23 protein-coding genes are annotated in these 21,298 nt (G+C 69.5%); 12 read left to right on the forward strand and 11 right to left on the reverse strand.

Features of this window, described 5'->3' with window-relative positions; translation table 11 throughout:
* The first annotated feature begins 1 nt into the window (after position 1).
* From ACWD3E_RS10660 to ACWD3E_RS10680, 5 genes are all read left to right on the forward strand, one after another.
* Entirely contained in the window at positions 2-379 is a 378-nt protein-coding gene (locus tag ACWD3E_RS10660; RefSeq protein ID WP_451387189.1) for a phage holin family protein, read from the forward strand.
* A gap of 7 nt (positions 380-386) precedes the next feature.
* Entirely contained in the window at positions 387-890 is a 504-nt protein-coding gene (locus tag ACWD3E_RS10665) for a low molecular weight protein-tyrosine-phosphatase (RefSeq protein ID WP_451387190.1), read from the forward strand.
* Entirely contained in the window at positions 887-2,035 is a 1,149-nt protein-coding gene (locus ACWD3E_RS10670) for a cystathionine gamma-lyase (protein WP_451387191.1), read from the forward strand. The genes ACWD3E_RS10665 and ACWD3E_RS10670 overlap by 4 nt, the downstream gene beginning before the upstream one ends.
* A gap of 199 nt (positions 2,036-2,234) precedes the next feature.
* Complete coding sequence (locus ACWD3E_RS10675) at positions 2,235-3,140, forward strand: LysR family transcriptional regulator (protein WP_451387192.1); 906 nt, start codon at positions 2,235-2,237, stop codon at positions 3,138-3,140.
* Positions 3,141-3,225: 85 nt separating this feature from the next.
* Positions 3,226-3,708, forward strand: coding sequence for an NUDIX domain-containing protein (locus ACWD3E_RS10680; protein ID WP_451387193.1), 483 nt, complete (start codon positions 3,226-3,228; stop codon positions 3,706-3,708).
* 4 nt (positions 3,709-3,712) lie between these two features.
* Here ACWD3E_RS10680 and ACWD3E_RS10685 read toward each other — a convergent pair whose 3' ends face one another.
* Together ACWD3E_RS10685 and ACWD3E_RS10690 are read right to left on the reverse strand one after the other, a co-directional pair.
* Positions 3,713-5,191: a globin domain-containing protein gene (locus ACWD3E_RS10685; RefSeq protein WP_451387194.1), complete on the reverse strand. Its 1,479-nt coding sequence runs from the start codon at positions 5,189-5,191 to the stop codon at positions 3,713-3,715.
* A 324-nt stretch (positions 5,192-5,515) separates the two neighbouring features.
* Positions 5,516-6,148 carry an HAD family hydrolase gene (locus ACWD3E_RS10690; RefSeq protein WP_451387195.1) on the reverse strand — a complete coding sequence of 211 codons (633 nt, stop codon included), beginning with the start codon at positions 6,146-6,148 and terminating at the stop codon, positions 5,516-5,518.
* 150 nt (positions 6,149-6,298) lie between these two features.
* On the opposite strand from ACWD3E_RS10690, the gene ACWD3E_RS10695 reads away from it, so the two are divergent.
* Positions 6,299-7,165, forward strand: coding sequence for a GNAT family N-acetyltransferase (locus ACWD3E_RS10695; protein ID WP_451387196.1), 867 nt, complete (start codon positions 6,299-6,301; stop codon positions 7,163-7,165).
* 79 nt (positions 7,166-7,244) lie between these two features.
* On the opposite strand, the gene ACWD3E_RS10700 is transcribed toward ACWD3E_RS10695, so the two are convergent.
* Together ACWD3E_RS10700 and ACWD3E_RS10705 are read right to left on the reverse strand one after the other, a co-directional pair.
* Entirely contained in the window at positions 7,245-7,664 is a 420-nt protein-coding gene (locus ACWD3E_RS10700) for a GlcG/HbpS family heme-binding protein (RefSeq protein WP_451387197.1), read from the reverse strand.
* A 125-nt stretch (positions 7,665-7,789) separates the two neighbouring features.
* Positions 7,790-8,998, reverse strand: coding sequence for an MFS transporter (locus tag ACWD3E_RS10705; protein ID WP_451387198.1), 1,209 nt, complete (start codon positions 8,996-8,998; stop codon positions 7,790-7,792).
* Between the two features lie 142 nt (positions 8,999-9,140).
* Between ACWD3E_RS10705 and ACWD3E_RS10710 the strand changes: the two genes are divergently transcribed.
* Both ACWD3E_RS10710 and ACWD3E_RS10715 read left to right on the forward strand, forming a co-directional pair.
* A complete protein-coding gene (locus ACWD3E_RS10710) occupies positions 9,141-9,599 on the forward strand; it encodes a MarR family winged helix-turn-helix transcriptional regulator (RefSeq protein WP_451387199.1) in 459 nt (152 codons plus the stop codon).
* A gap of 9 nt (positions 9,600-9,608) precedes the next feature.
* Entirely contained in the window at positions 9,609-10,061 is a 453-nt protein-coding gene (locus ACWD3E_RS10715; protein WP_451387200.1) for an N-acetyltransferase family protein, read from the forward strand.
* Positions 10,062-10,120: 59 nt separating this feature from the next.
* Here ACWD3E_RS10715 and ACWD3E_RS10720 read toward each other — a convergent pair whose 3' ends face one another.
* Both ACWD3E_RS10720 and dnaB read right to left on the reverse strand, forming a co-directional pair.
* The gene (locus tag ACWD3E_RS10720; protein WP_451387201.1) at positions 10,121-11,509 is read right to left on the reverse strand and encodes a serine hydrolase domain-containing protein; all 1,389 of its coding nucleotides are present in this window, start codon (positions 11,507-11,509) and stop codon (positions 10,121-10,123) included.
* Positions 11,510-11,571: 62 nt separating this feature from the next.
* A complete protein-coding gene (gene dnaB / locus ACWD3E_RS10725) occupies positions 11,572-13,050 on the reverse strand; it encodes a replicative DNA helicase (RefSeq protein WP_451387202.1) in 1,479 nt (492 codons plus the stop codon).
* Positions 13,051-13,532: 482 nt separating this feature from the next.
* On the opposite strand from dnaB, the gene ACWD3E_RS10730 reads away from it, so the two are divergent.
* Entirely contained in the window at positions 13,533-14,870 is a 1,338-nt protein-coding gene (locus ACWD3E_RS10730) for an MATE family efflux transporter (protein WP_451387203.1), read from the forward strand.
* Between the two features lie 152 nt (positions 14,871-15,022).
* On the opposite strand, the gene rplI is transcribed toward ACWD3E_RS10730, so the two are convergent.
* The 4 genes from rplI to rpsF form a co-directional block, all read right to left on the reverse strand.
* The gene (gene rplI, locus ACWD3E_RS10735; RefSeq protein ID WP_451349894.1) at positions 15,023-15,469 is read right to left on the reverse strand and encodes a 50S ribosomal protein L9; all 447 of its coding nucleotides are present in this window, start codon (positions 15,467-15,469) and stop codon (positions 15,023-15,025) included.
* An 18-nt stretch (positions 15,470-15,487) separates the two neighbouring features.
* Complete coding sequence (rpsR, locus tag ACWD3E_RS10740) at positions 15,488-15,724, reverse strand: 30S ribosomal protein S18 (RefSeq protein WP_003949403.1); 237 nt, start codon at positions 15,722-15,724, stop codon at positions 15,488-15,490.
* Between the two features lie 41 nt (positions 15,725-15,765).
* A complete protein-coding gene (locus ACWD3E_RS10745; RefSeq protein WP_451387204.1) occupies positions 15,766-16,341 on the reverse strand; it encodes a single-stranded DNA-binding protein in 576 nt (191 codons plus the stop codon).
* Positions 16,342-16,416: 75 nt separating this feature from the next.
* Positions 16,417-16,707, reverse strand: a complete 291-nt coding sequence (gene rpsF, locus ACWD3E_RS10750) for a 30S ribosomal protein S6 (RefSeq protein ID WP_003956532.1) — start codon at positions 16,705-16,707, stop codon at positions 16,417-16,419.
* A gap of 237 nt (positions 16,708-16,944) precedes the next feature.
* Here rpsF and ACWD3E_RS10755 point away from each other — a divergent pair, with 237 nt between their 5' ends.
* The 3 genes from ACWD3E_RS10755 to ACWD3E_RS10765 all read left to right on the forward strand — a co-directional run bounded on the left by ACWD3E_RS10755 (position 16,945) and on the right by ACWD3E_RS10765 (position 19,607).
* A complete protein-coding gene (locus ACWD3E_RS10755) occupies positions 16,945-17,259 on the forward strand; it encodes a hypothetical protein (RefSeq protein WP_451387205.1) in 315 nt (104 codons plus the stop codon).
* 105 nt (positions 17,260-17,364) lie between these two features.
* On the forward strand, positions 17,365-18,486 hold the full coding sequence (gene femX / locus ACWD3E_RS10760; protein ID WP_451387206.1) for a peptidoglycan bridge formation glycyltransferase FemX: 1,122 nt from the start codon (positions 17,365-17,367) through the stop codon (positions 18,484-18,486).
* Between the two features lie 89 nt (positions 18,487-18,575).
* The gene (locus tag ACWD3E_RS10765; protein WP_451349898.1) at positions 18,576-19,607 is read left to right on the forward strand and encodes an alanine racemase; all 1,032 of its coding nucleotides are present in this window, start codon (positions 18,576-18,578) and stop codon (positions 19,605-19,607) included.
* A 103-nt stretch (positions 19,608-19,710) separates the two neighbouring features.
* Here ACWD3E_RS10765 and ACWD3E_RS10770 read toward each other — a convergent pair whose 3' ends face one another.
* Positions 19,711-21,267: a glycosyltransferase family 87 protein gene (locus ACWD3E_RS10770; protein ID WP_451387207.1), complete on the reverse strand. Its 1,557-nt coding sequence runs from the start codon at positions 21,265-21,267 to the stop codon at positions 19,711-19,713.
* Between the last annotated feature and the right edge of the window lie 31 nt (positions 21,268-21,298).

Genomic DNA, 21,298 nt, shown 5'->3' on the forward strand with positions numbered 1-21,298 from the left:
CATGAAGAATTTTGTAGTCAAGACGATCGCCAACGCGGGCGCCCTGGCGGTCGCCGTATGGCTGCTCGACAAGATCACCCTTACCGGTGACAGCACGGCCAAGAAGGCCGGCACGCTGATCCTCGTGGCGCTGGTCTTCGGCCTGGTCAACTTCCTGGTCAAACCGATCGTGAAGGTGCTCACCTTCCCGCTGTTCATCCTGACCCTGGGCCTGATCACCCTGGTCGTCAACGCGCTGATGCTGCTGCTGACGTCCTGGGTGTGCGGCAAGCTCGACCTGGGCTTCCATGTGGCGGGCTTCTGGACCGCCGTCCTCGGCGGCCTGATCATCTCGGTCGTGTCCTGGGCGCTGCACGTTCTCCTGCCCGACGAGGACTGAGCGCGCCATGGCCTATCGCGTCTGCTTCGTGTGCACCGGCAACATCTGCCGCTCCCCGATGGCCGAATCCGTCTTCCGCGCGCGCGTGGCGGAGGCCGGGCTGGAGGATCTGGTCGAGGTCGACAGCGCCGGCACCGGCGGCTGGCACGAGGGCGAGCCCGCCGATCCGCGGACCGTCTCGGTCCTCGACGAGCACGGCTACGACACCGAGCACATCGCACGCCAGTTCCAGCCGGCCTGGTTCGCCCGCCGCGACCTGGTGATCGCGCTCGATGCCGGGCACCTGAAGGCCCTGCGCCGCCTCGCGCCCACCGAGGAGGACGCGCTCAAGGTCCGCCTGCTGCGCTCCTACGACCCCTCGTGCGACCCCACGGCAGGCGACGACCTCGACGTACCGGACCCGTACTACGGGGGCCGTGACGGCTTCGAGGAGTGCCTTGAGATGGTGGAGGCGGCGAGCGCCGGTCTGCTCGCCGCCGTACAGGAACAACTGGAGGGACGGGCCGCATGAGCGAGGACAGGGAGGACGAGGGCCGCATCGGCGACGGCACGCGCGCGGTACGGGCGGGGCTGCCCGAGCCGGTCAAGCACGAGCCGACCCTGCCCGGACCGGTCTTCGCCGCGCACTTCCACCTCCCGGGCGAGGTGACCGGACCGTACTCCTACGGCCGTGACGACAACCCGACCTGGACACTGCTGGAGAGCGCCATCGGCGAGCTGGAGGCGCCCGGGCAGGACGACGTCGAGACGCTGGTGTTCGCCTCCGGCATGGCGGCGATCTCCTCGGTGCTGTTCTCCCAGCTACGCGCCGGAGACACGGTCGTACTCCCTTCCGACGGCTATCAGGTGCTGCCGCTGGTCGGCGCCCAGCTGGAGGCGTACGGCATCGAGGTGCGCACCGCGCCGACCCGCCATGACGCCCAGCTGGAGGTCCTCGACGGGGCGCGGCTGCTGTGGCTCGAGTCCCCGTCGAACCCCGGGCTCGACGTGTGCGACATCCGGCGCCTGGTGAAGGCGGCACACGAGCGGGGCGCCCTGGTGGCCGTCGACAACACCCTCGCCACCCCGCTCGGGCAGCGCCCGCTGGAGCTGGGCGCCGACTTTTCGGTGGCCAGCGGCACCAAGCAGCTGACCGGGCACGGGGACTTGCTGCTGGGCTACGTCGCCGGCCGCGAGGGCGAGGCGATGGCCGCCGTACGCCGCTGGCGCAAGATCGTGGGGGCGATCTCCGGGCCCATGGAGGCCTGGCTGGCGCACCGCTCGATCGCCACGCTCCAGCTGCGCATCGACCGGCAGAACGCCACCGCCCGCACTCTCGCCGAAGCCCTGCGGCAGCGGCCCGAGGTGTCCGGGCTGCGCTATCCGGGCCTGCCCGACGACCCCTCGTACAAGATCGCCTCGCAGCAGATGCGGCGCTTCGGATGCGTCGTCTCCTTCACGCTGCCCACGCGCGCGCGTGCCGAGCGTTTCCTGGAGGCCCTGCGCCTGGTGGAGGACGCGACGAGCTTCGGCGGGGTGCGCTCCACGGCCGAGCGGCGCCGCCGCTGGGGCGGAGACGCGGTCCCGGAGGGCTTCATCCGTATGTCCGTCGGTGCGGAGGACCCCGAGGACCTGGTGGCCGACGTACTGCGTGCCCTGGACGAGTCCGCCGAGTGACGAGACGGTCCGAGCCTCCCCCCTCGTGGCTCGGACCGCCCTCGACTCCCCCTTCGGTTCCCTCGCGAAGGACCGCGCCAACAAGGCTAGTTGACTCTGTGTCAGTGTCCAATCACGGTAGCGACAGAGACCTATCGACTTATTTATAGTTGGTGTCTGCCTGGGGGCCGGAGGGAGGCAGGGACAGGGAGGGCACACCATGGATCTGGCCTTGCTGCGCACCTTCGTCACCGTGCACCGGGCCGGTTCCTTCACCCGCGCCGCCGCCCTGCTCGGCCTCTCCCAGCCGGCCGTCACCTCGCAGATCCGCACGCTGGAGCGCCAGCTGGGCAGACCCCTGTTCCTGCGCCAGGCCCGCGGGGTGACCCCCACGACCACCGGCGACGAACTCGCCCACAAGGCGGCGCCCCATCTCGACGCGCTGGTGGAGATAGCCGAGAGCGGCCTGGACGACGAGTCCTCGCTGCGCACGCTCCACCTCGCCGGGCCGCCCGAGTTCACCGCCGAACGCGCGCTTCCGGCCCTCACCGAACTGACCGGCGACGACGGCCAGGGCTTTGCGCTGCGCGCCTCCTTCGGCACCGCGGAGGAGACGCTGGAGGGGCTGGCCGCCGGGCACCACGACCTGGCCATCAGCACGGCCCGGCCGCGCGGCGCCCTGCTCACCGCCACTCCGCTCTGCGACGAGGAACATGTGCTGGTGGCCGCCCCGCGCTGGGCCGAGCGGATCGGCTCGGACGCACCGCGCCTCAAGGGCGCGCCCGCCCTGGAGAACCTGCCCGTCGTCGAGGTCCACGAGTCGCTGCCCCTGGTCTCGCGCTACTGGGCCTCCGTCTTCGACTGCCGCCCCGCCGCCTCGGGCACCGTCATCGTCCCCGACCTGCGCGCGGTGCTCGCCTGCGCGATCGCCGGCGCGGGGCTGGCCGTACTGCCCCGCTATCTTTGCGCCGACGCCCTCGCACAGGGCGTGATCGTGATGCTGCACGATCCTCCGGTGCCGCCGCTGCGCACGTATTTCCTTGTGGTGCGCACGGGAACGCTGGCGATGCCTCATGTCGCGCGGGCGCACGAGTGGCTTCAGCGGGCGGCCACCGGCTGGTGCTGAGCGCCGGTCGGCGATGCACGCCCTGCCCTGACGTGGTTCTGCTTTGTGATGTTTCACGTGGAACCAGCCGGGCCACATTTCTCCCATGACCGTCCGACCCGTGGTCAAGCGCACCGCCCGTGCCGTTCTCCTGGACGGCGACGACCTGATCCTGATCAAGCGCACCAAGCCCGGCGTCGATCCCTACTGGGTCACTCCCGGTGGCGGGGTCGAGCCCGCGGACCCGACCGTCGTGCACGCCCTGCACCGCGAGGTGTACGAGGAACTCGGCGCCAAGATCACCGATGTGGTGCCGTGCTTCGTGGACACGGTGGAGCACATCGGTGAAGACGGCGGCGCGACCGGCGTGAAGGTGCAGCACTTCTTCGTCTGCCGGCTGGAGTCCATGAACCCGTCGCTGCGCCATGGACCCGAAGTGGACGAGCCGACCGGTGAGTACGAGATCGTCCGCATCCCGTTCACCCGCGTCGGCATCGCCTCCGTCCACCTCGTACCGCTGTCGCTGCGTCACTACCTGGACGGCAACATCGAGGGCGTGCGCGCCATGCACGCTCCCGACCTCGCCTAGGGGATCAGGTCCCGACGACGACCAGTTCCTCCACCGAGTCGTGCCGTATGCGGTCCGCGGGGATGCCGATGTCCCGGAGCGCGTCGATGCCGTTGCGGATCATTCCGGGCGGGCCCGAGAGGTAGGCGTCGTACTCGTTCCACGGGCCGTACTCGCGTATGGCGTCAGGAAGCTGGAGATGGGCCAGTTGGTCGATGACGGCCCGGACGGACAGCCAGGGGTGGCTCTGCTGGAGCCTGAGCATGGTGTCGATGTCGTACAGGTCGTGGTCGGTGCGGGCACCGTAGAACACCTCGACCGGGCGCCGGTCACCGTGCTCGGCAACATCCTCGACCAGCGCTTTGATGGGCGCTATGCCAGTGCCGCCGCCCAGGCAGAGCAGTCCGCTGTCGGTGGTGTGGTCGACGGTCATCGAGCCGGTCGGCGGGCCGAGGCGTATGACGTCTCCGGGCCGGGCGCGGTGCACGAGCGCGTTGGAGACCCAGCCTGCCGGGATGGCCTTCACATGGAAGGTCAGCAAACCGTCCGGACGCGGCGCGGAGGCGAAGGAGTAGTGCCGCCAGACCCGGGGCCACCAGGGTGTCTCCACGCTCGTGTACTGCCCGGCAAGGAAGGGATAGGGCTGGTCCGGGCGGACGGTGAGGATCGCGACCTCGGGGGTCCTCAGGTCATGTGCGACGACCTCGGCGTGCCACCAGGCCGGGGCGCGCAGTTCGTCGGCCGCCGCCGCGTCGATCATGACCTGGGAGATCGTCGTGTACGCCCGGACCCAGGCGGCCTCGATCTCCGGGTTCCAGATGTCGTAGCCGTACCTGCTCAACGCGGCGATGAGGCATTCGCCCACGGCCGGATAGTGCTCCGGGCGCGTTCCGTACTTGCGGTGTCCGCGGCCCAGGTTCTGCAGATAGTCGACGAGGACCGGGGTGTTGTCGATGTGTTCGGCGGCGGTGAGCAGCGCCTTCAGCAGCCGGTCCCGCTGGGTGTCCATCGCCGCCGGGAACAGCGACCGCAGGTCGGGGTGGCGGACGAAGAGGAGCGCGTAGAAGTAGGAGGTGACCTTGTCGGCGACGGGGGCGATCTCGGCCATAGTGCGGCGGATGAGGATCGCGTCGGGGGAGCCCTCCGCGGCGGGCGGCTCGGACCGCTGGGAGGGCACGCGGTCCGGCTCCGGAGCCACTTCCGGGTGCGAGGCCGGAGCCTCCGTCGGACGCGGCGGCGGGGCCTCTGCCGGGTGCGGTGCCCCCGCCCGGTGCGAGGCCTCCTCGGGGCGCCATGGCGGAGCCTGGGCCTGCTGGGGGGCGGGAGCGCCCGTGTGGCCGCCGGTGCCCGGCGGGGAGACGGGAAGGCCCGTCGTACGGCTCGCAGCGCCTGGCTGCGGGGCGGAAGTGTCCGGTGGTGGGGCCGAGGGCACCTTGCGCGGCGTGAACCAGCCGCCCCCGCCCGACATGCCGTGCTCCCCCGACGTGGTGGTCGGAGCGTCCATGGTGTGCCCTCGCCTCGAACATCTCTCGGTCGGTCTGCGCACCTTCTCCTCAGAAGGCGCATGCTTTCCCCCGGCGGGTGGCCAGCCGTAGCACTCTTTCTCCGCAGCATCCCATCCTGAGCGGATTCGGCGGCCGTGTATACGAAAACGCGGGTTTTGATCTCTCCGTCCCGTTAGGCTGCTTGCCCTGTTCGCGGCCCGGCCGGGCGTGCACTGCATCCCAGGCGTGAACCGGAGTCGACCCTACCGGCCCTCGCTGTGCACACAAGTCCCCCCTTGCTCCATCACAAACGAGGCAAGCGGGCGAACCCCGAATTCCCTCAACTACCGGTCGTCGGCGACCAATTCATAGGCATCCCACAGATCCCGTCCGGTATAGGCGTGCGTCGCGAGTCCGGCCAGGTGCCCGTCCGCATTGACCGCGACAGAAACCGGCACGGCAGCAAACAGGTCCTTGTCCGACATTGAGTCGCCATACGCGACGCAGTCGGCGCGTGTCACACCGAACTCCTCGCAGAGCCGGTCCGCGATGGTCACCTTGGCCGCGGCGCTGAGTACCCCGGCGGGGTCCACGGGCTCGGTGAACGGCACTGCGGGGAAACGCGATCCGTAGGCCGCATGCGCGCCCCAGCCGAGAAGACGTTCCACGAAGAACGAGGGCGAGAGGGACACCACCGCGCAATACTCGCCCGACTGCCGGATCTCCGCCCATACCTCGCGGATCCGGGCCAGCCACGGAGCCCCCTCGAACGCGGCGCTCACCTGCGCCTCGGTCAGGTCGGTCCACAGGTCGTACACGAGCGTTGCGTACTCAGGGGGGCCTATCCTCCCCGCCGCAATCGCACGCTCCAGCGCGACTGTCTCCGCCTCCCTCCCCAACTGGCGAGAAATCTCCACCGGAGCAGTCGTGCCGTGCAGCAAAGTGCCATCGAGATCGAAGAGATGAAGTCTCGCCATGGGCCCGAGGCTAATCGGCAGCCGATGTTTCACGTGAAACACTCGTGACGGCCCATGCCCTGTGAGAACGGCCACGGCATGGCCAAAAGCACGTACGTCTGCATCGAAACGGGTGGACGCCGGGGGTGCCGGTCGGACAGCCTGACCTGCGTGCCGACTCCTTCCCTCACCGATCTGCCCATTCGCCGTCTGACGCTCCGGGATCTCACCGCCTGCGCCGACTTGTCCGAAGACCGGGGGTGGCCGCGCGAGGAACACAAGTGGGGCTTCCTCCTCACCGCCGGGAAGGGTTACGGCATCGACGATCCCGGCGGTGGCCTTGTCGCCGCTTGCGTGGTCACGGAGTACGGCTCTTGGGGGCGGCCGGAACTCGGCGCCATCGGCATGGTTCTGGTGGCCGAACGGTATGCCCGCCAGGGCGTCGGGCGCCGCTTGATGCAGCATGTCGTGGGGGCCATGGGCACCACCCCGCTCACCCTGCACGCCACGCCCAACGGCCGGCCGCTCTACGAAGAGCTGGGTTTCAAGGTCACCGGCCGGGCGGAGATGCTGACCGGGCACTTCGTTTCCGCGGACCCGGAATCCCGGGTGGCGACGCGCGCCGCCACCGCGGAGGACCTCTCCTCGATCCTCCGCCTCGACGAGGAGGTGTTCGGTGCCGACCGGACGCCACTCATCGCCCGGCTCCCCGCCTTCGCGGACCAGTTGAGGGTGGCCGAGGACGGCGGCCGGATCATCGGCTACACCGCTGCCTGGCCCAACATGAACACGCATGTCGTCGGCCCGCTGATCGCTCGTGACACGGAGACCGCCAAGGCCCTCATCGCCTCACTCGCGGCCCACACCGAGCGACCGCTGCGCACCGACATCGACGTACGCCACGAGGAGCTGCTGGCCTGGGCCAAGGAGCGGGGGCTCGCGTCCGTGGCCTTCAACTCGGTCATGACCTACGGCGTCGCGGACCTGCCGGGAGACTGGACGCGGCGGTTCGCGCCGCTGACGGTGGCCGCGGGCTGAGCAACCGTGACATGACCAACGCCGGCCCACCGCTCCAGGGCGGGGCCGGCGTTGCCGCTGTGTGGCGGTTGCTGGGCGATCAGGCGAGTGCCTGCACGGCTGCCGTGGCAAAGCCGTGGTCCTGGTCCGGGGCACCCCCGCCTACACCGATCGCACCGATCAGCCGGCCGTCGCGGTGGACGGGGATGCCGCCCGCGATGAACAGCAGGGGCCGGTCGAGGGCCGTGGGCAGCGTGTGGAAGAGGCCGCCGGGCTGGACGGCGTCGACCAGATCGGCCGTGGCCGCGTTCAGCTGGAGCGCCGTGTAGGCCTTGCGGGTGCTGGTCTCGCCCGAGATCAGCACGGCCCGGTCGTCCCGGCGGAAGGCGAGCAGGTGGCCGCCGGCGTCCAGGACGGTGACGCTGACGGTGACTCCGGCGTCCTCGGCCGCACGGCGGGCCGTGGCAACGAGCAGCTCGGCGTCCTCGGTGGTGAGCGGGGAGACGGCGGTGGTGCTCATGGGGGTTCTCCTTGGTGTTTCTGAGGTGAGGGGGGCCGTTCCGGAGTGCGCCTGTCGGTACGGGCGCCTGTCGGATGGTCATGGCGTCTGCGGGATCGTGCCGGCGACCCCGCGCAGCGGGCGGCTCAGTGGTGGACGGGAGTCCGTCGGCCGTCGGTGCCGGCGGCGGTCACTACGACGCTGGGCCTGCTGTCGCGGCGCTCCAGGGCGGCCGAGAGGACGGCGAGGACCAGGGCGGCTGCGGCGAGGACGGCGCCGACCCAGTTGGGGGCGGTGTAGCCGAAGCCGGCCGCGATCACGATGCCGCCGAGCCAGGCGGAGAGGGCGTTGCCCAGGTTGAAGGCGCCGATGTTCACGGCCGAGGCGAGCGTCGGGGCGCCGTGCGCCTGGTCGAGGACGCGCTTCTGCAGCGGCGGGACGGTGGCGAAGCCCAGGGCGCCGATCAGCATGATCGTGACGGCTGCCGCGATCTTGTTGTGCGCGGTGAGTGTGAAGAGCGCCAGGACGACGGCCAGGGCGCCGAGGGACACGTACAGCATCGGCATCAGGGCGCGGTCGGCGAACTTGCCGCCGACGAGGTTGCCGCCGACCATGCCGAGGCCGAACAGGACCAGCAGCCAGGTGACCGAGCCATCGGCGAAGCCCGCGATGTGGGTCATCATCGGCGCAATGTAGGTGATGGCCGCGAAGACGCCGCCGAAGCCGAGGACGGTCATCGCCATGGCGAGCAGGACCTGGGCGTTCTTGAAGGCGGCCAGCTCGTGGCGCAGGTGCACGCCCTCCGGGCGGGGCAACTCGGGCACCAGCTTGGCGATGCCCGCGAGGCCGACGGCGCCGAGGGCCGCGACGATGGCGAAGGTGACGCGCCAGCCGACGCTCTGCCCGATGAGCGTGCCCAGCGGGACGCCGACGACATTGGCGACGGTCAGACCGGTGAACATCGTCGCGATGGCTCCGGCCTTCTTGTCCGGGGCCACCAGCTCGGCCGCGACGACCGAGCCGATGCCGAAGAAGGCGCCGTGGGCGAGGGAGGCGACCACCCGGCCGATCAGCATGATCGTGAAGGTGGGGGCCACCGCGGAGACCAGGTTTCCCGCGATGAACAGGCCCATCAGGAGCATCAGTATCCGCTTGCGCGAGACCTTGGTGCCGAGCACGGTCATCAACGGGGCACCGATCACCACGCCCAGGGCGTAGCCGGTCACGAGCAGGCCGGCCGTGGGGATGGAGACCCCGAAGTCATCCGCGACCTCGGGCAGCAAGCCCATGATCACGAATTCGGTGGTGCCGATTCCGAAGGCCCCGATCGCGAGGGCCAGAAGCGCGAGAGGCATGTGGGGGTACACCTTCCAGACGATTGCAGGAGCGCTTTTCGTGTCTCAACAATAATTGCATACGCGGGCTAACGCAAAACGAGACTATTGCGCGTATGCCCTACCCTGGATTCAGCCGCTCCGGGACGGAGGAAGAACACCAATGACAGCGACGGACCCCGCGCTCACCGCCCTCGCCCAGGGCTGGTGCACCCTCTCCCTGCTGCACGGGAGGATCGAGGGGCACATCGAGCGCGCCCTGCAGGCCAAGCACGACCTCAGCGTGCGCGAGTACTCCCTGCTCGACGTGCTCAGCCGGCAGCACGACGGCGAAGGCGGGCATCTGCAGATGAAACAGGTCGCCGACGCGGTCGTCCTCAGCCAGAGCGCCACGACCCGGCTGGTGACCCGTCTGGAGAACCGAGGCCTGCTGGAGCGCTACCTGTGCCCCACCGACCGTCGCGGCATCTACACGAACGTCACGGAGGTCGGCCTGCGACTGCTGGAGGAGGCACGGCCCACCAATGACACCGCCCTGCGCGAGGCCCTGGACGAGGCGGCCAGGAACCCCGCGCTGGTCCCGCTGGTCCGCGTCGTGGAGTCCCTGAACGTGCCCGCATAGAGTGCGGCCATGGGAGATCTTGAAATACGGACCGCGACCGCCGACGACCTCCCGGCGATCGTCGCCCTGCTCGCCGACGATCCGCTGGGCGCCCAGCGCGAGTCACTCGAGGACCTGACCCCGTACCGGACCGCACTGATACGCCTGGAGTCGGACCCCAACCAGCACCTCGTCGTCGCCGTGCGCGAAGGCCGCGTGGTCGGAACCCTCCAGCTCACGATCATCCCCGGGCTCTCACGCAAAGGGGCGACCCGCTCGATCATCGAGGGCGTGCGCATCCATGCCGACGAGCGTGGCAGCGGCCTGGGCACACAGTTCATCGAGTGGGCAATCGAGGAATCCCGGCGCCTGGACTGCCAGTTGGTGCAGCTGACCTCCGACAGCAGCCGCACGGATGCCCACCGTTTCTACGAGCGGCTCGGCTTCACCGCCTCGCACGTGGGCTTCAAGCTCCAGCTCTGAAAACGGCTCGGGTGGGTGTTTCACGTGAAACACCCACCCCAGCCGTCGCTCCGGACCGGCTACTCCTCGATCCCCCGCCAGCCCTTCGGGTCCACTCCACCGGGCACGTCGGCCCCGTCCTCGTACGGTTGCCGTGTGAACACGAAGGAGCCGAGGTCGAGGTGACTCACGGACCCGTCCTGGCGGCGTACGGGCCGCAGCAACTCTCCGGCGTAGTACCCCTCCAGGCCGGTCCATGTGCCGTCACCGTTCGGGCGGAAGCGGGCCCGGCGGCCACCACCGGTCAGCGGACCCAGGGCGATGAGGCCGTCGGCCGTCACGCGCAGCCCGAAGGCATGGGTCCCCCAGTACCACTGCCCGGCCAACTCCAGGACCGCCGGGTCGGCTTCACGCAGGGGTCGCCACGGCTCGGGGAGCCGCGGTTCCGCCTCGGCGACGATACGCACCAGGTCGGCACCCACCGCTCCCAGCAGCGGGCCACTGGTGCAGTTGGCCAGCACCACCGCCGCCACGTCGTCCTCCACGCTGATGGTGAGGTTCGCGAGGAAACCCGGAAGCGAGCCGGAGTGCCCGGCGAGGAGCCTTCCGTCCCGGTGCTGGATCTGCATGCCTAGGCCGTAGGTGACTCCTTCCACCACATCCGCGGCCTCGGCAGGCGCCGCGGGTGTCCGCATCTCCCGCACCGACTCCGCGCTCAGCACCCGGTCGTCTCCCCCGGCCAGGAAGGCGGCGAACCGCGCAAGATCCCCGGTGGTCGACCACAGCTGGCCGGCGGGGGCCATACGGCCGAGGTCCTCCAACGGTTCGGGCAGCAGCGCGTCGGCCCAGGGGTGCACCGCCCAGCCACCCGCGTGCGGCGCCTGCGGCTGGGCGGTGGTGCGGTGCAAGCCCAGCGGTTCGAGCACCTCCCTGCGCAGCACGTCCGCCCAGGGCGCCCCGCGCAGTTCCTCCACCAGCGCGCCCAGAAGTGTGTAACCGGGGTTGGAGTAGTGGTGCCGGCGGCCCACTGGGTGGAGGAGGGGCTGCTCGCCGAGGACATCGCTCAGCTCGGGCCGCAGCGAGCCCGGGGTCCGCTCCCACCAGGGCCCGGGCGACTCGGCCGCCAACCCCGCGGTGTGCGCGAGCAGTTCGGCGATCGTCGCCTCGCCCGCTCCGGTGCCCGGCAGATGCTTCTCCAGCGGATCACCTAGGTCGAGCAGGCCCTCGTCGCGCAGCCGCAGGACCAGTACGGCCGTGAAGGTCTTGGTGATGGACCCGATCCGGTACTGCACGTTCTCGTCCGGTCCGTGCCCGTCCACGGAGGTCCGCGATCCGTGCCACACGGCCTGCCCGCCCCGCACGACCGCGGCGACGAGCGACGGCGCCCGTCCTTCGGCCTGCGCCACGGCGATCCGGTGCAGCAACGCCCGCCGGGTGCCCGGGAACAGTTCTTCCTGAGATGTCGTCATGGACCCAGTCCAACCCCTGCACGCGCCGCGCGTCGAATTCGTTTCCCCGGTGGTCCGGCCGATCAGGTCTGTGCCATGTCCACGAAGCGGGAGTAGTGGCCCTGGAAGGCGACCGTGATCGTCGCCGTCGGGCCGTTTCGGTGCTTGGCCACGATCAGGTCGGCCTCGCCCGCGCGCGGGGACTCCTTCTCGTAGGCGTCCTCGCGGTGCAGCAGGATGACCATGTCGGCATCCTGCTCGATGGAGCCGGACTCACGCAGGTCGGAGACCATCGGTTTCTTGTCCGTGCGCTGCTCGGGGCCACGGTTGAGCTGAGAGAGCGCGATGACCGGGATCTCCAGCTCCTTGGCGAGCAGCTTGAGGTTACGGGACATGTCCGAGACCTCCTGCTGGCGGCTCTCGGCGCGCTTGGAGCCGCCGGACTGCATCAGCTGGAGGTAGTCGATGACGACGAGCTTCAGGTCGTTGCGCTGCTTGAGCCGCCGGCACTTGGCGCGGATCTCCATCATCGACAGGTTCGGGGAGTCGTCGATGTAGAGCGGGGCGGCGGAGACGTCCGGCATCCGGCGGGCCAGGCGCGTCCAGTCCTCGTCGGTCATCGTGCCGGAGCGCATGTGGTGCAGGGCCACCCGCGCCTCGGCGGACAGCAGACGCATCGCGATCTCGTTGCGGCCCATTTCGAGGGAGAAGATGACGCTGGGGAGGTTGTGCTTGATCGAGGCGGCGCGGGCGAAGTCCAGCGCGAGGGTGGACTTACCCATGGCGGGACGGGCCGCGATGACGATCATCTGGCCCGGGTGCAGGCCGTTCGTCAGTGAGTCGAAGTCCGTGAACCCGGTGGGTACACCCGTCATCTCGCCACTGCGCGAGCCGATCGCCTCGATCTCGTCCAGCGCGCCTTCCATGATGTCGCCGAGCGGCAGATAGTCCTCGCTGGTGCGCTGCTCGGTGACGGCGTAGATCTCGGCCTGGGCGCTGTTGACGATCTCGTCCACGTCGCCGTCGGCCGCGTATCCCATCTGCGTGATCCGCGTGCCGGCCTCGACCAGGCGGCGCAGGACGGCCCGCTCGTGGACGATCTCCGCGTAGTACTCGGCGTTGGCCGCCGTCGGCACGGTCTGGACGAGGCTGTGCAGGTAGGCCGCGCCGCCGACCTTGTTGATCTCGCCGCGCTTGGTGAGTTCGGCGGCGATGGTGATGGGGTCGGCCGGCTCACCCTTGGCGTAGATGTCGAGGATCGCCTGGTAGATCGTCTCGTGGGCGGGCTTGTAGAAGTCGTGGCCCTTGAGGATCTCGACGACGTCGGCGATGGCGTCCTTGGAGAGCAGCATGCCGCCCAGCACGGACTGTTCGGCGTCCAGGTCCTGCGGCGGCACCCGCTCGAAGGCGGAACCCCCGCCGTCCCAGCCGCCGTTCTCCCGGCCTCGGTCGTGCTGTTCGTCACGGCCACGGCCTCCGTCGCCGCGCCGCCGGGAGGCGGGCAGACGATCACTGGGTCCGGTGTCGGCCCACGGATCGTCCAAGGGCTCGGAAATGCTCACCGAGCCACCTCCTCCCGTCCGCACGGCGGACCTCGCCGTGCCCTCTTTTGTACGGCACGACACTGACAAATCGAGAGGCCCAACTCCGGCTCTGGCGCGTCGGATTTATGACGTTTCCCGGCCCCTGGGACGGACGTCTCGCGGGCCGGAGGAAAGAGCGGGCGCCGGACAACGGTAGGCCCGTCGGCACCGTCAGCCAATCTGGTTATCCACAGGCCATGTGGACGACGGCCCGGATGCTGTGGAGAACCTGCCGAAACCTGTGCACGACACGGTGGACAGTCCTGTGAACAAGACCTCGATCCCGGTTGCCAGAAGGCTCTGACCTGCGAATTCAACGTCCACCGGCTGTGCAGAAGAAAAACTTCCCCAGTCGGGCCAAGATCGCTTCGAACACCGCGCGAAAGCACACACCCGGAGACGGTGAGTAAGGGGCACAGCTCGATTGCATCTCTTACCTGTGGACGACTAAATTAGTGCTCATGACACAGGCTCCCGCGATACCCAGGGCCACCCGACGGCGGCACGACCGAGAGATCGTCGCGCTGGCCGTCCCGGCCTTCGGCGCACTCGTCGCCGAGCCCCTCTTCGTCATGGCCGACAGTGCGATCGTCGGCCATCTCGGAACCGCCCAGCTCGCCGGCCTCGGGGTGGCATCGGCCCTCCTCGCCAGTGCTGTGAGCGTCTTCGTCTTCCTCGCCTACGCGACCACGGGCGCCGTGGCCCGGCGCGTCGGCGCCGGCGATCTGCCCTCCGCCATCCGCCAGGGCATGGACGGCATCTGGCTGGCACTGCTCCTCGGCGCCGCCGTCATCGCCGTCGTTCTCCCCCTGGCCCCCGGCATCGTGGACCTCTTCGGCGCTTCCACCACCGCTGCCCCCTACGCGACGACGTACCTGCGCATCTCCGCACTGGGCATCCCCGCCATGCTGATCGTCCTCGCCGCCACCGGTGTGCTCCGCGGACTGCAGGACACCAGGACTCCGCTGTACGTCGCCGTCGCAGGCTTCGTCGCCAACGCCGTGCTCAACGTCGGGCTCGTCTACGGCGCCGGACTCGGCATCGCGGGCTCGGCCTGGGGGACGGTCATCGCGCAGTGCGGCATGGCGGCCGTGTATCTGACCGTGGTCGTCCGCGGGGCTCGCCGGCACGGGGCTTCCCTGCGTCCGGACGCCGCCGGTATTCGCGCCTCGGCACAGGCCGGCGTTCCGCTGCTGGTGCGGACCCTCTCGCTGCGGGCGATCCTGATGATCGCCACGGCCGTCGCGGCCCGCCTCGGCGATGCCGACATCGCCGCCCACCAGATCATCCTGTCCCTGTGGAGCCTGCTGGCCTTCATCCTCGACGCGATCGCGATCGCCGGGCAGGCGATCATCGGCCGCTACCTCGGTGCGGACGACGCCCAGGGCGCCCGCGCGGCCTGCCGTCGCATGGTCCAGTGGGGCACCGCGACCGGTGCCGCGCTCGGCCTGCTCGTCGTCGCCGCGCGGCCCCTCTTCCTCCCGCTGTTCACCGGCGACTCCGTGGTCAAGGACACGGCACTTCCCGCCCTCCTGATCGTGGCGCTCTGCCAGCCCGTCTGCGGGATCGTCTTCGTCCTGGACGGCGTCCTGATGGGAGCGGGCGACGGGCCGTACCTGGCCGGGGCGATGGTCGTCACGCTGGCCGTGTTCGCACCGGTGGCCCTGCTCGTTCCCACGCTGGGTGGGGGACTCACCGCGCTCTGGGTGGCGATGACGCTGATGATGACCGTGCGCATGATCACCCTGTGGCTGCGGACCCGCTCCGGCCGCTGGCTGGTGACGGGCGCGACCCGCTGAACAGGTCATCCGGGAGCTGCCGTCCCTGTTTCACGTGAAACATGCCGCGCCCGGCGAACCCCGGTACCGAACACCGAATCGCGGTAACGAACACGAAGAGGGGCCGCCCCTGCGGGGGCGGCCCCTCTCAGCTGCTCAAGACGAGCGCAGCGTCACGCCGCGACGACCTCGATGTTGACCTTGGCGGCAACCTCGGGGTGCAGACGCACGGACGTCTCGTGGGCGCCCAGGGTCTTGATCGGGGCGGACAGCTCGATGCGGCGCTTGTCGACCTCGGGGCCACCGGAAGCCTTGATCGCGGAAGCGATGTCGGCCGGGGTGACGGAACCGAAGAGACGACCGGCTTCGCCGGAGCGGACGGCCAGGCGGACCTTGACGCCCTCGAGCTGGGCCTTCACAGCGTTGGCCTGCTCGATGGTCTGGATCTCGTGGATCTTGCGGGCGCGGCGGATCTGCTCGACGTCCTTCTCGCCACCCTTGGTCCAGCGGATAGCGAACTTCCGCGGGATCAGGTAGTTGCGAGCGTAACCGTCCTTGACGTCGACGACGTCGCCAGCGGCACCGAGGCCGGAAACCTCGTGGGTGAGGATGATCTTCATGAGTCGGTCACCCTTCCCTTAGCGCGCGGTGGAGGTGTAGGGCAGCAGCGCCATCTCACGGCTGTTCTTCACAGCCGTGGCGACGTCACGCTGGTGCTGCGTGCAGTTGCCGGTCACGCGGCGGGCACGGATCTTGCCGCGGTCGGAAATGAACTTCCGCAGCATGTTCGTGTCCTTGTAGTCCACGTACGTGACCTTGTCCTTGCAGAACGCGCAGACCTTCTTCTTAGGCTTGCGCACAGGCGGCTTCGCCATGGTGTTTCTCCTGTGTGATCAAGAAGTGGGGATGCGAGCCCTTAGAAGGGGGGCTCGTCCGAGTAGCCGCCACCGCCGCCGGAGCCTCCGCCCCAGCCGCCGCCACCCTGGTTGCCACCGGCGGGAGCGCCGGTCGCCCACGGGTCTTCGGCCGGAGCGCCGCCCTGCTGACCGCCGCCGGGGCCACCGCCCCAGCCGCCGCCACCCTGGCCGCCACCGCCGCCGTAACCGCCCTGGCCACCGCGGGCGCCACCGGCGGTCTTGGTGACCTTGGCCGTGGCGTTGCGCAGGCTGGCGCCGACTTCCTCGACGTCCAGCTCGTAGACCGTGCGCTTGACGCCCTCACGGTCCTCGTAGGACCGCTGCTTCAGCCGGCCCTGCACGATGACGCGCATGCCTCGCTGGAGCGACTCGGCGACGTTCTCCGCCGCCTGGCGCCAGACCGAGCAGGTCAGGAAGAGGCTCTCGCCGTCCTTCCACTCGTTCGTCTGGCGGTCGAAGGTACGGGGAGTGGACGCGACACGGAACTTCGCGACCGCCGCACCGGACGGGGTGAAGCGCAGCTCGGGGTCGTCGACAAGATTGCCGACGACCGTGATGACGGTCTCGCCTGCCATGGGGGAACCTCTCGGCGGGTTTGCTGCTGGCTGCTTGGTGCTACTCGAATCCCGAGATCAGCTGAGCGGGAGAGCTCAGTGGGTCTCGGGGCGGAGGACCTTGGTCCGGAGGACCGACTCGTTCAGGTTCATCTGGCGGTCGAGCTCCTTGACGACCGCAGGCTCGGCCTGCAGGTCGATGACCGAGTAGATGCCCTCGGGCTTCTTCTTGATCTCGTACGCGAGACGACGACGGCCCCAGGTGTCGACCTTCTCGACCTTGCCGTTGCCCTCACGGACGACGGAGAGGAAGTTCTCGATCAGGGGGGCGACAGCGCGCTCCTCCAGATCGGGGTCGAGGATGACCATCACCTCGTAGTGACGCATGTGGAACCCACCTCCTTTGGACTCAGCGGCCACGGTCGTTCCGTGGCAGGAGGGTTGTGATGCGTACGCATCGGCGTCCGCGTGGACAGACCTGAGCAGGTCTGAGCAGACACCGGTGCAGACGGTACAGACTACCTGCACACCGGCTTCCGGTTGAAATCCGGCGGTAGAGGCCGTCAGTCTGTACACATCGGGTGTCCACGGCGCTACGATGCGCCGCCTTCCGCAGGAGGTGCCATGACTCAGGCATTGCGACCCAACACAGCCGGCTCTCTCTTCGCCCACGACGGCAAAGTCCGCCCGGTCCAGGACACCCTGATGGCGGTGACACTGGTCCTTGGGCTGCTGTCCTTCATCACGTCCTTCTTCCACGGCCTGCATCTGCTCACGTCCTGGACCGGCCTGCTGGGCATCGTCGTCGGCGCGTACGGGCAGTGGATCTCGGAGACCACGCGTGAGCGGACCGGCCTGATCGTGGGTCTGGTTGCCGCGGGGATCGGCTTCCTGATCGGCATGGCGAACGGCGGACTGTTCGGCGGCATCATCAGCTGACCCCGTACTGCCCAGTCGGGGCGCTCGCACGGCGCAGTAGGCTTCGGCGCGAGAGCCGGAGCCCCTGTACCCATGGGGACACACCAGCCCGAGGAGCGCCCCGACATGAGCCTGACCCTGAGGACCATCAGCCGCGAGCAACATCTGGCCTACATCCAGAGCCTGCCGGCGGCAAGCCACATGCAGGTCCCGGCCTGGGCCGATGTGAAGGCGGAGTGGCGCTCCGAGAGCCTCGGCTGGTTCGACGAGCGCACCGGCGAGCTGGTCGGCGCGGGCCTGGTCCTCTACCGCCAGCTGCCCAAGATCAAGCGCTATCTCGCCTATCTGCCCGAGGGCCCGGTCATCAACTGGTTCGCGCCGAACCTGGACGACTGGATCCAGCCGATGCTGGCGCACCTGAAGCAGCAGGGTGCCTTCTCGGTGAAGATGGGCCCGCCGGTGATCATCCGGCGATGGAACGCCGAGACCATCAAGAAGGGCATCCAGGACCAGGACGTGAAGCGCCTGCGCGACCTGGAGGCCGACTTCATCGAGCCGCGCGCCTTCGAGGTCGCCGACAAGCTGCGCCGCATGGGCTGGCAGCAGGGCGAGGACGGCGGCGCCGGCTTCGGCGACGTGCAGCCGCGCTACGTCTTCCAGGTGCCGCTGGCGAACCGTTCCCTGGAAGAGGTCCACAAGAACTTCAACCAGCTGTGGCGCCGCAACATCAAGAAGGCCGAGAAGGCCGGCGTCGAGGTCGTCCAGGGCGGCTACCAGGACCTCGCCGAGTGGCAGCGGCTGTACGAGATCACGGCCGTGCGCGACCACTTCCGGCCGCGCCCGCTGTCGTACTTCCAGCGCATGTGGACGGCCCTCAACACCGAGGACCCCAACCGCATGCGGCTGTACTTCGCGCGCCACAACGGCGTGAACCTGTCGGCGGCGACCATGCTGGTCGTCGGCGGCCACGTCTGGTACTCCTACGGCGCCTCCGACAACATCGGCCGTGAGGTCCGGCCCTCGAACGCGATGCAGTGGCGGATGCTGCGCGACTCCTACGCGCTCGGCGCGACCGTCTACGACCTGCGCGGCATCTCCGACTCGCTGGACGAGAGCGACCACCTGTTCGGCCTCATCCAGTTCAAGGTCGGCACGGGCGGGCAGGCCGCCGAGTACCTCGGCGAGTGGGACTTCCCTCTGAACAAACTGCTCCACAAGGCGCTCGACATCTACATGTCGCGCCGTTGAACCGCGGGCGTTTGATTCCATAGCCTTCAGCCTTCAGAGCTCACTCATCCCTGTTTCACCCCAGCCACGAGAAAGGTCCGGGTCCGGCCATGGCGCTCACGCTCTACGTCGACACCGCGCGCTGGCGGGCGCACCACAAGCACGTGCAGGAGCAGTTCCCGGGACTCGTCCCGGTCTGCAAGGGCAACGGCTACGGCTTCGGACACGAACGGCTGGCGGAGGAAGCCACGCGGCTCGGTTCGGACCTGCTCGCCGTCGGCACGACGTACGAGGCCGCGCGCATCAAGGACTACTTCGGCGGTGACCTGCTGGTGCTCACGCCTTACCGGCGCGGCGAGGAGCCCGTGCCGCTGCCCGACCGCGTCATCCGCTCGGTGTCGTCGATCGACGGCGTGTACGGCCTCGTCGGCGCCCGTGTCGTCATCGAGGTGATGTCCTCGATGAAGCGGCACGGCATCAGCGAGCAGGAGCTGCCGCAGCTGCACCAGGCCACGGAGAACGTCCGGCTGGAGGGCTTCGCCATCCATCTGCCGCTGGACCGCGCCGACGGCTCGGACGCCGTCGAGGAGGTCATCGGCTGGATGGACCGGCTGCGCGCGGCCCGGCTGCCGCTGCACACCATGTTCGTCAGCCACCTCAAGGCCGAGGAACTCGCCCGGCTCCAGCAGCAGTTCCCGCAGACCCGGTTCCGCGCCCGGATCGGCACCCGGCTGTGGCTGGGGGACCACGAGGCCACGGAGTACCGCGGCGCCGTCCTGGACGTCACACGCGTGTCCAAGGGCGACCGCTTCGGCTACCGGCAGCAGAAGGTGGCCTCGGACGGCTACCTGGTGGTCGTGGCGGGCGGTACGTCGCACGGGGTGGGCCTGGAGGCCCCGAAGGCCCTGCACGGCGTCATGCCGCGCGCCAAGGGCGTCGCACGGGCCGGCCTGGCCACGGTGAACCGGAACCTTTCCCCGTTCGTCTGGGGCGGCAAGCAGCGCTGGTTCGCGGAGCCGCCGCACATGCAGGTGTCGATCCTGTTCGTCCCGTCCGACGCCCCCGAGCCGACGGTCGGCGACGAGCTGGTCGCCCATCTGCGGCACACCACCACGCAGTTCGACCGCCTCGTGGACCGCTGACGGCCCTCAGGACAGCGAAAAGGCCGTACACGGAGCTTTCGTGTACGGCCTTTCCTTCACCGGCCTTGCTCTCAACGGCGTACCTTCGCCGTAGGACGTTCGCTCAGAGCGAACTGTCCTCGGAGGGACGGCTTCCCCACTCCACCTGAGGCACGTCGAAGTGGGCGGCGTGCCGCGGCGGATGGGCCGCCGCGCCGAGCACGAAGACGTCCTCCGCACCGTCGAGCACCCCTCCCGAGGGGTCGTCGTCGCCCGAGCGGCGCACCGGGTCCCGCTCCGGCATGAGGATGTCCCGTACGACGACGGCGCACAGGTACAGCGTGCCCAGCAGATGCAGCGCGATCGCCCAGTGGTAGCCGTGCGTCGGCAGGCCCTTGTGGGCGTCTCCGCTGGTCGTGTAGGCGAGGTACATCCAGATGCCCAGGAAGTACGCCAGCTCGCACGCCTGCCAGATCAGGAAGTCCCGCCACTTGGGGCGGGCGAGGGCCGCCAGCGGCACCAGCCACAGGACGTACTGCGGCGAGTAGACCTTGTTGGTGAGGATGAAGGCCGCGATCATCAGGAACGCCAGCTGGGCGAAGCGCGGCCGGCGCGGGGCGGTGAACGTGAGCGCCGCGATGGCGAGGAAGGAGAACACCACCAGCGCGCTGGCCGCGGTGTTCACGAAGTCGGTGCTCGGCGGGTGGCTGGAGTTCTGCGCCCAGATCAGCCAGAAGGAGCCGAAGTCGACGCCCCGGTCGTGGCTGAACGTGTAGAACTTCGCCCAGCCCTCGCGGATGTGGAAGCCCGTCGCGTCGTGCGTGAGCATCACCGGCAGGTTCACCACGAGCCAGGCGCCCACCACGGCGCCCACCGCCTGGAAGAAGTCCCGCCACTTGCCGGCCCGCCAGCACAGCACGAGCAGCGGGCCGAGCAGGAGGACGGGATAGAGCTTGGCGGCCGTGGCGAGGCCCAGCAGGACACCGAAGGCGAGCGCGCGGCCCCGTGCCCACATCAGCATCGCCGCGGCGGTGAGGGCGACCGCGAAGAGGTCCCAGTTGATGGTGGCGGTCAGCGCGAAGGCGGGTGCCAGGGCGACCAGCAGGCCGTCCCAGGGGCGCCGGCGGTGGGTGCGCGCCACGCAGACGGCGATGACGGCCGCGCAGACCATCAGCATTCCGGCGTTGGCGAACCAGTACCACTGCTCCTGGTGCTGCATGCTGCCGCTGTGCGGGGTCAGCCAGGACGCCACCTCCATGAACACGCCGGTCAGCACCGGGTATTCGAGGTAGCCCATGCCTCCGGAGACGTCGTCCGGGATGCGGTCGAAGTACGGCACGAGCCCGCCGGCGAAGCCGCGCCCCTGGTAGAGATGCGGGATGTCGGAGTAGCAGGCGTGCGTGTACTGCGAGCTGGCACCGAAGAACCAGGCGCTGTGATAGCAGGGCGCCTTCTGGACCAGGCCCAGGGCGAACATGCCGATCGCCACCAGGACGACCACCCGGACCGGAGTCAGCCAGGAGGTCCCGAGCAGGGCGCGCCGCCCGACGGGGCCGCCGATCAGCTCACTGCCTGCCGCCGCGACCTCGTCCTCCCGGGTCGGCCGCACCGGTTCCGCCCCGGTGGGCCGCAGGGGCTCGGGCGGGTGGGCGCTCGCGGGCGTCATCTCTGCACTGGGCATGGGGCACATCCTGCACTACCTCTGTTGCCGT

This window comes from Streptomyces sp. NPDC002676, assembly GCF_053592455.1.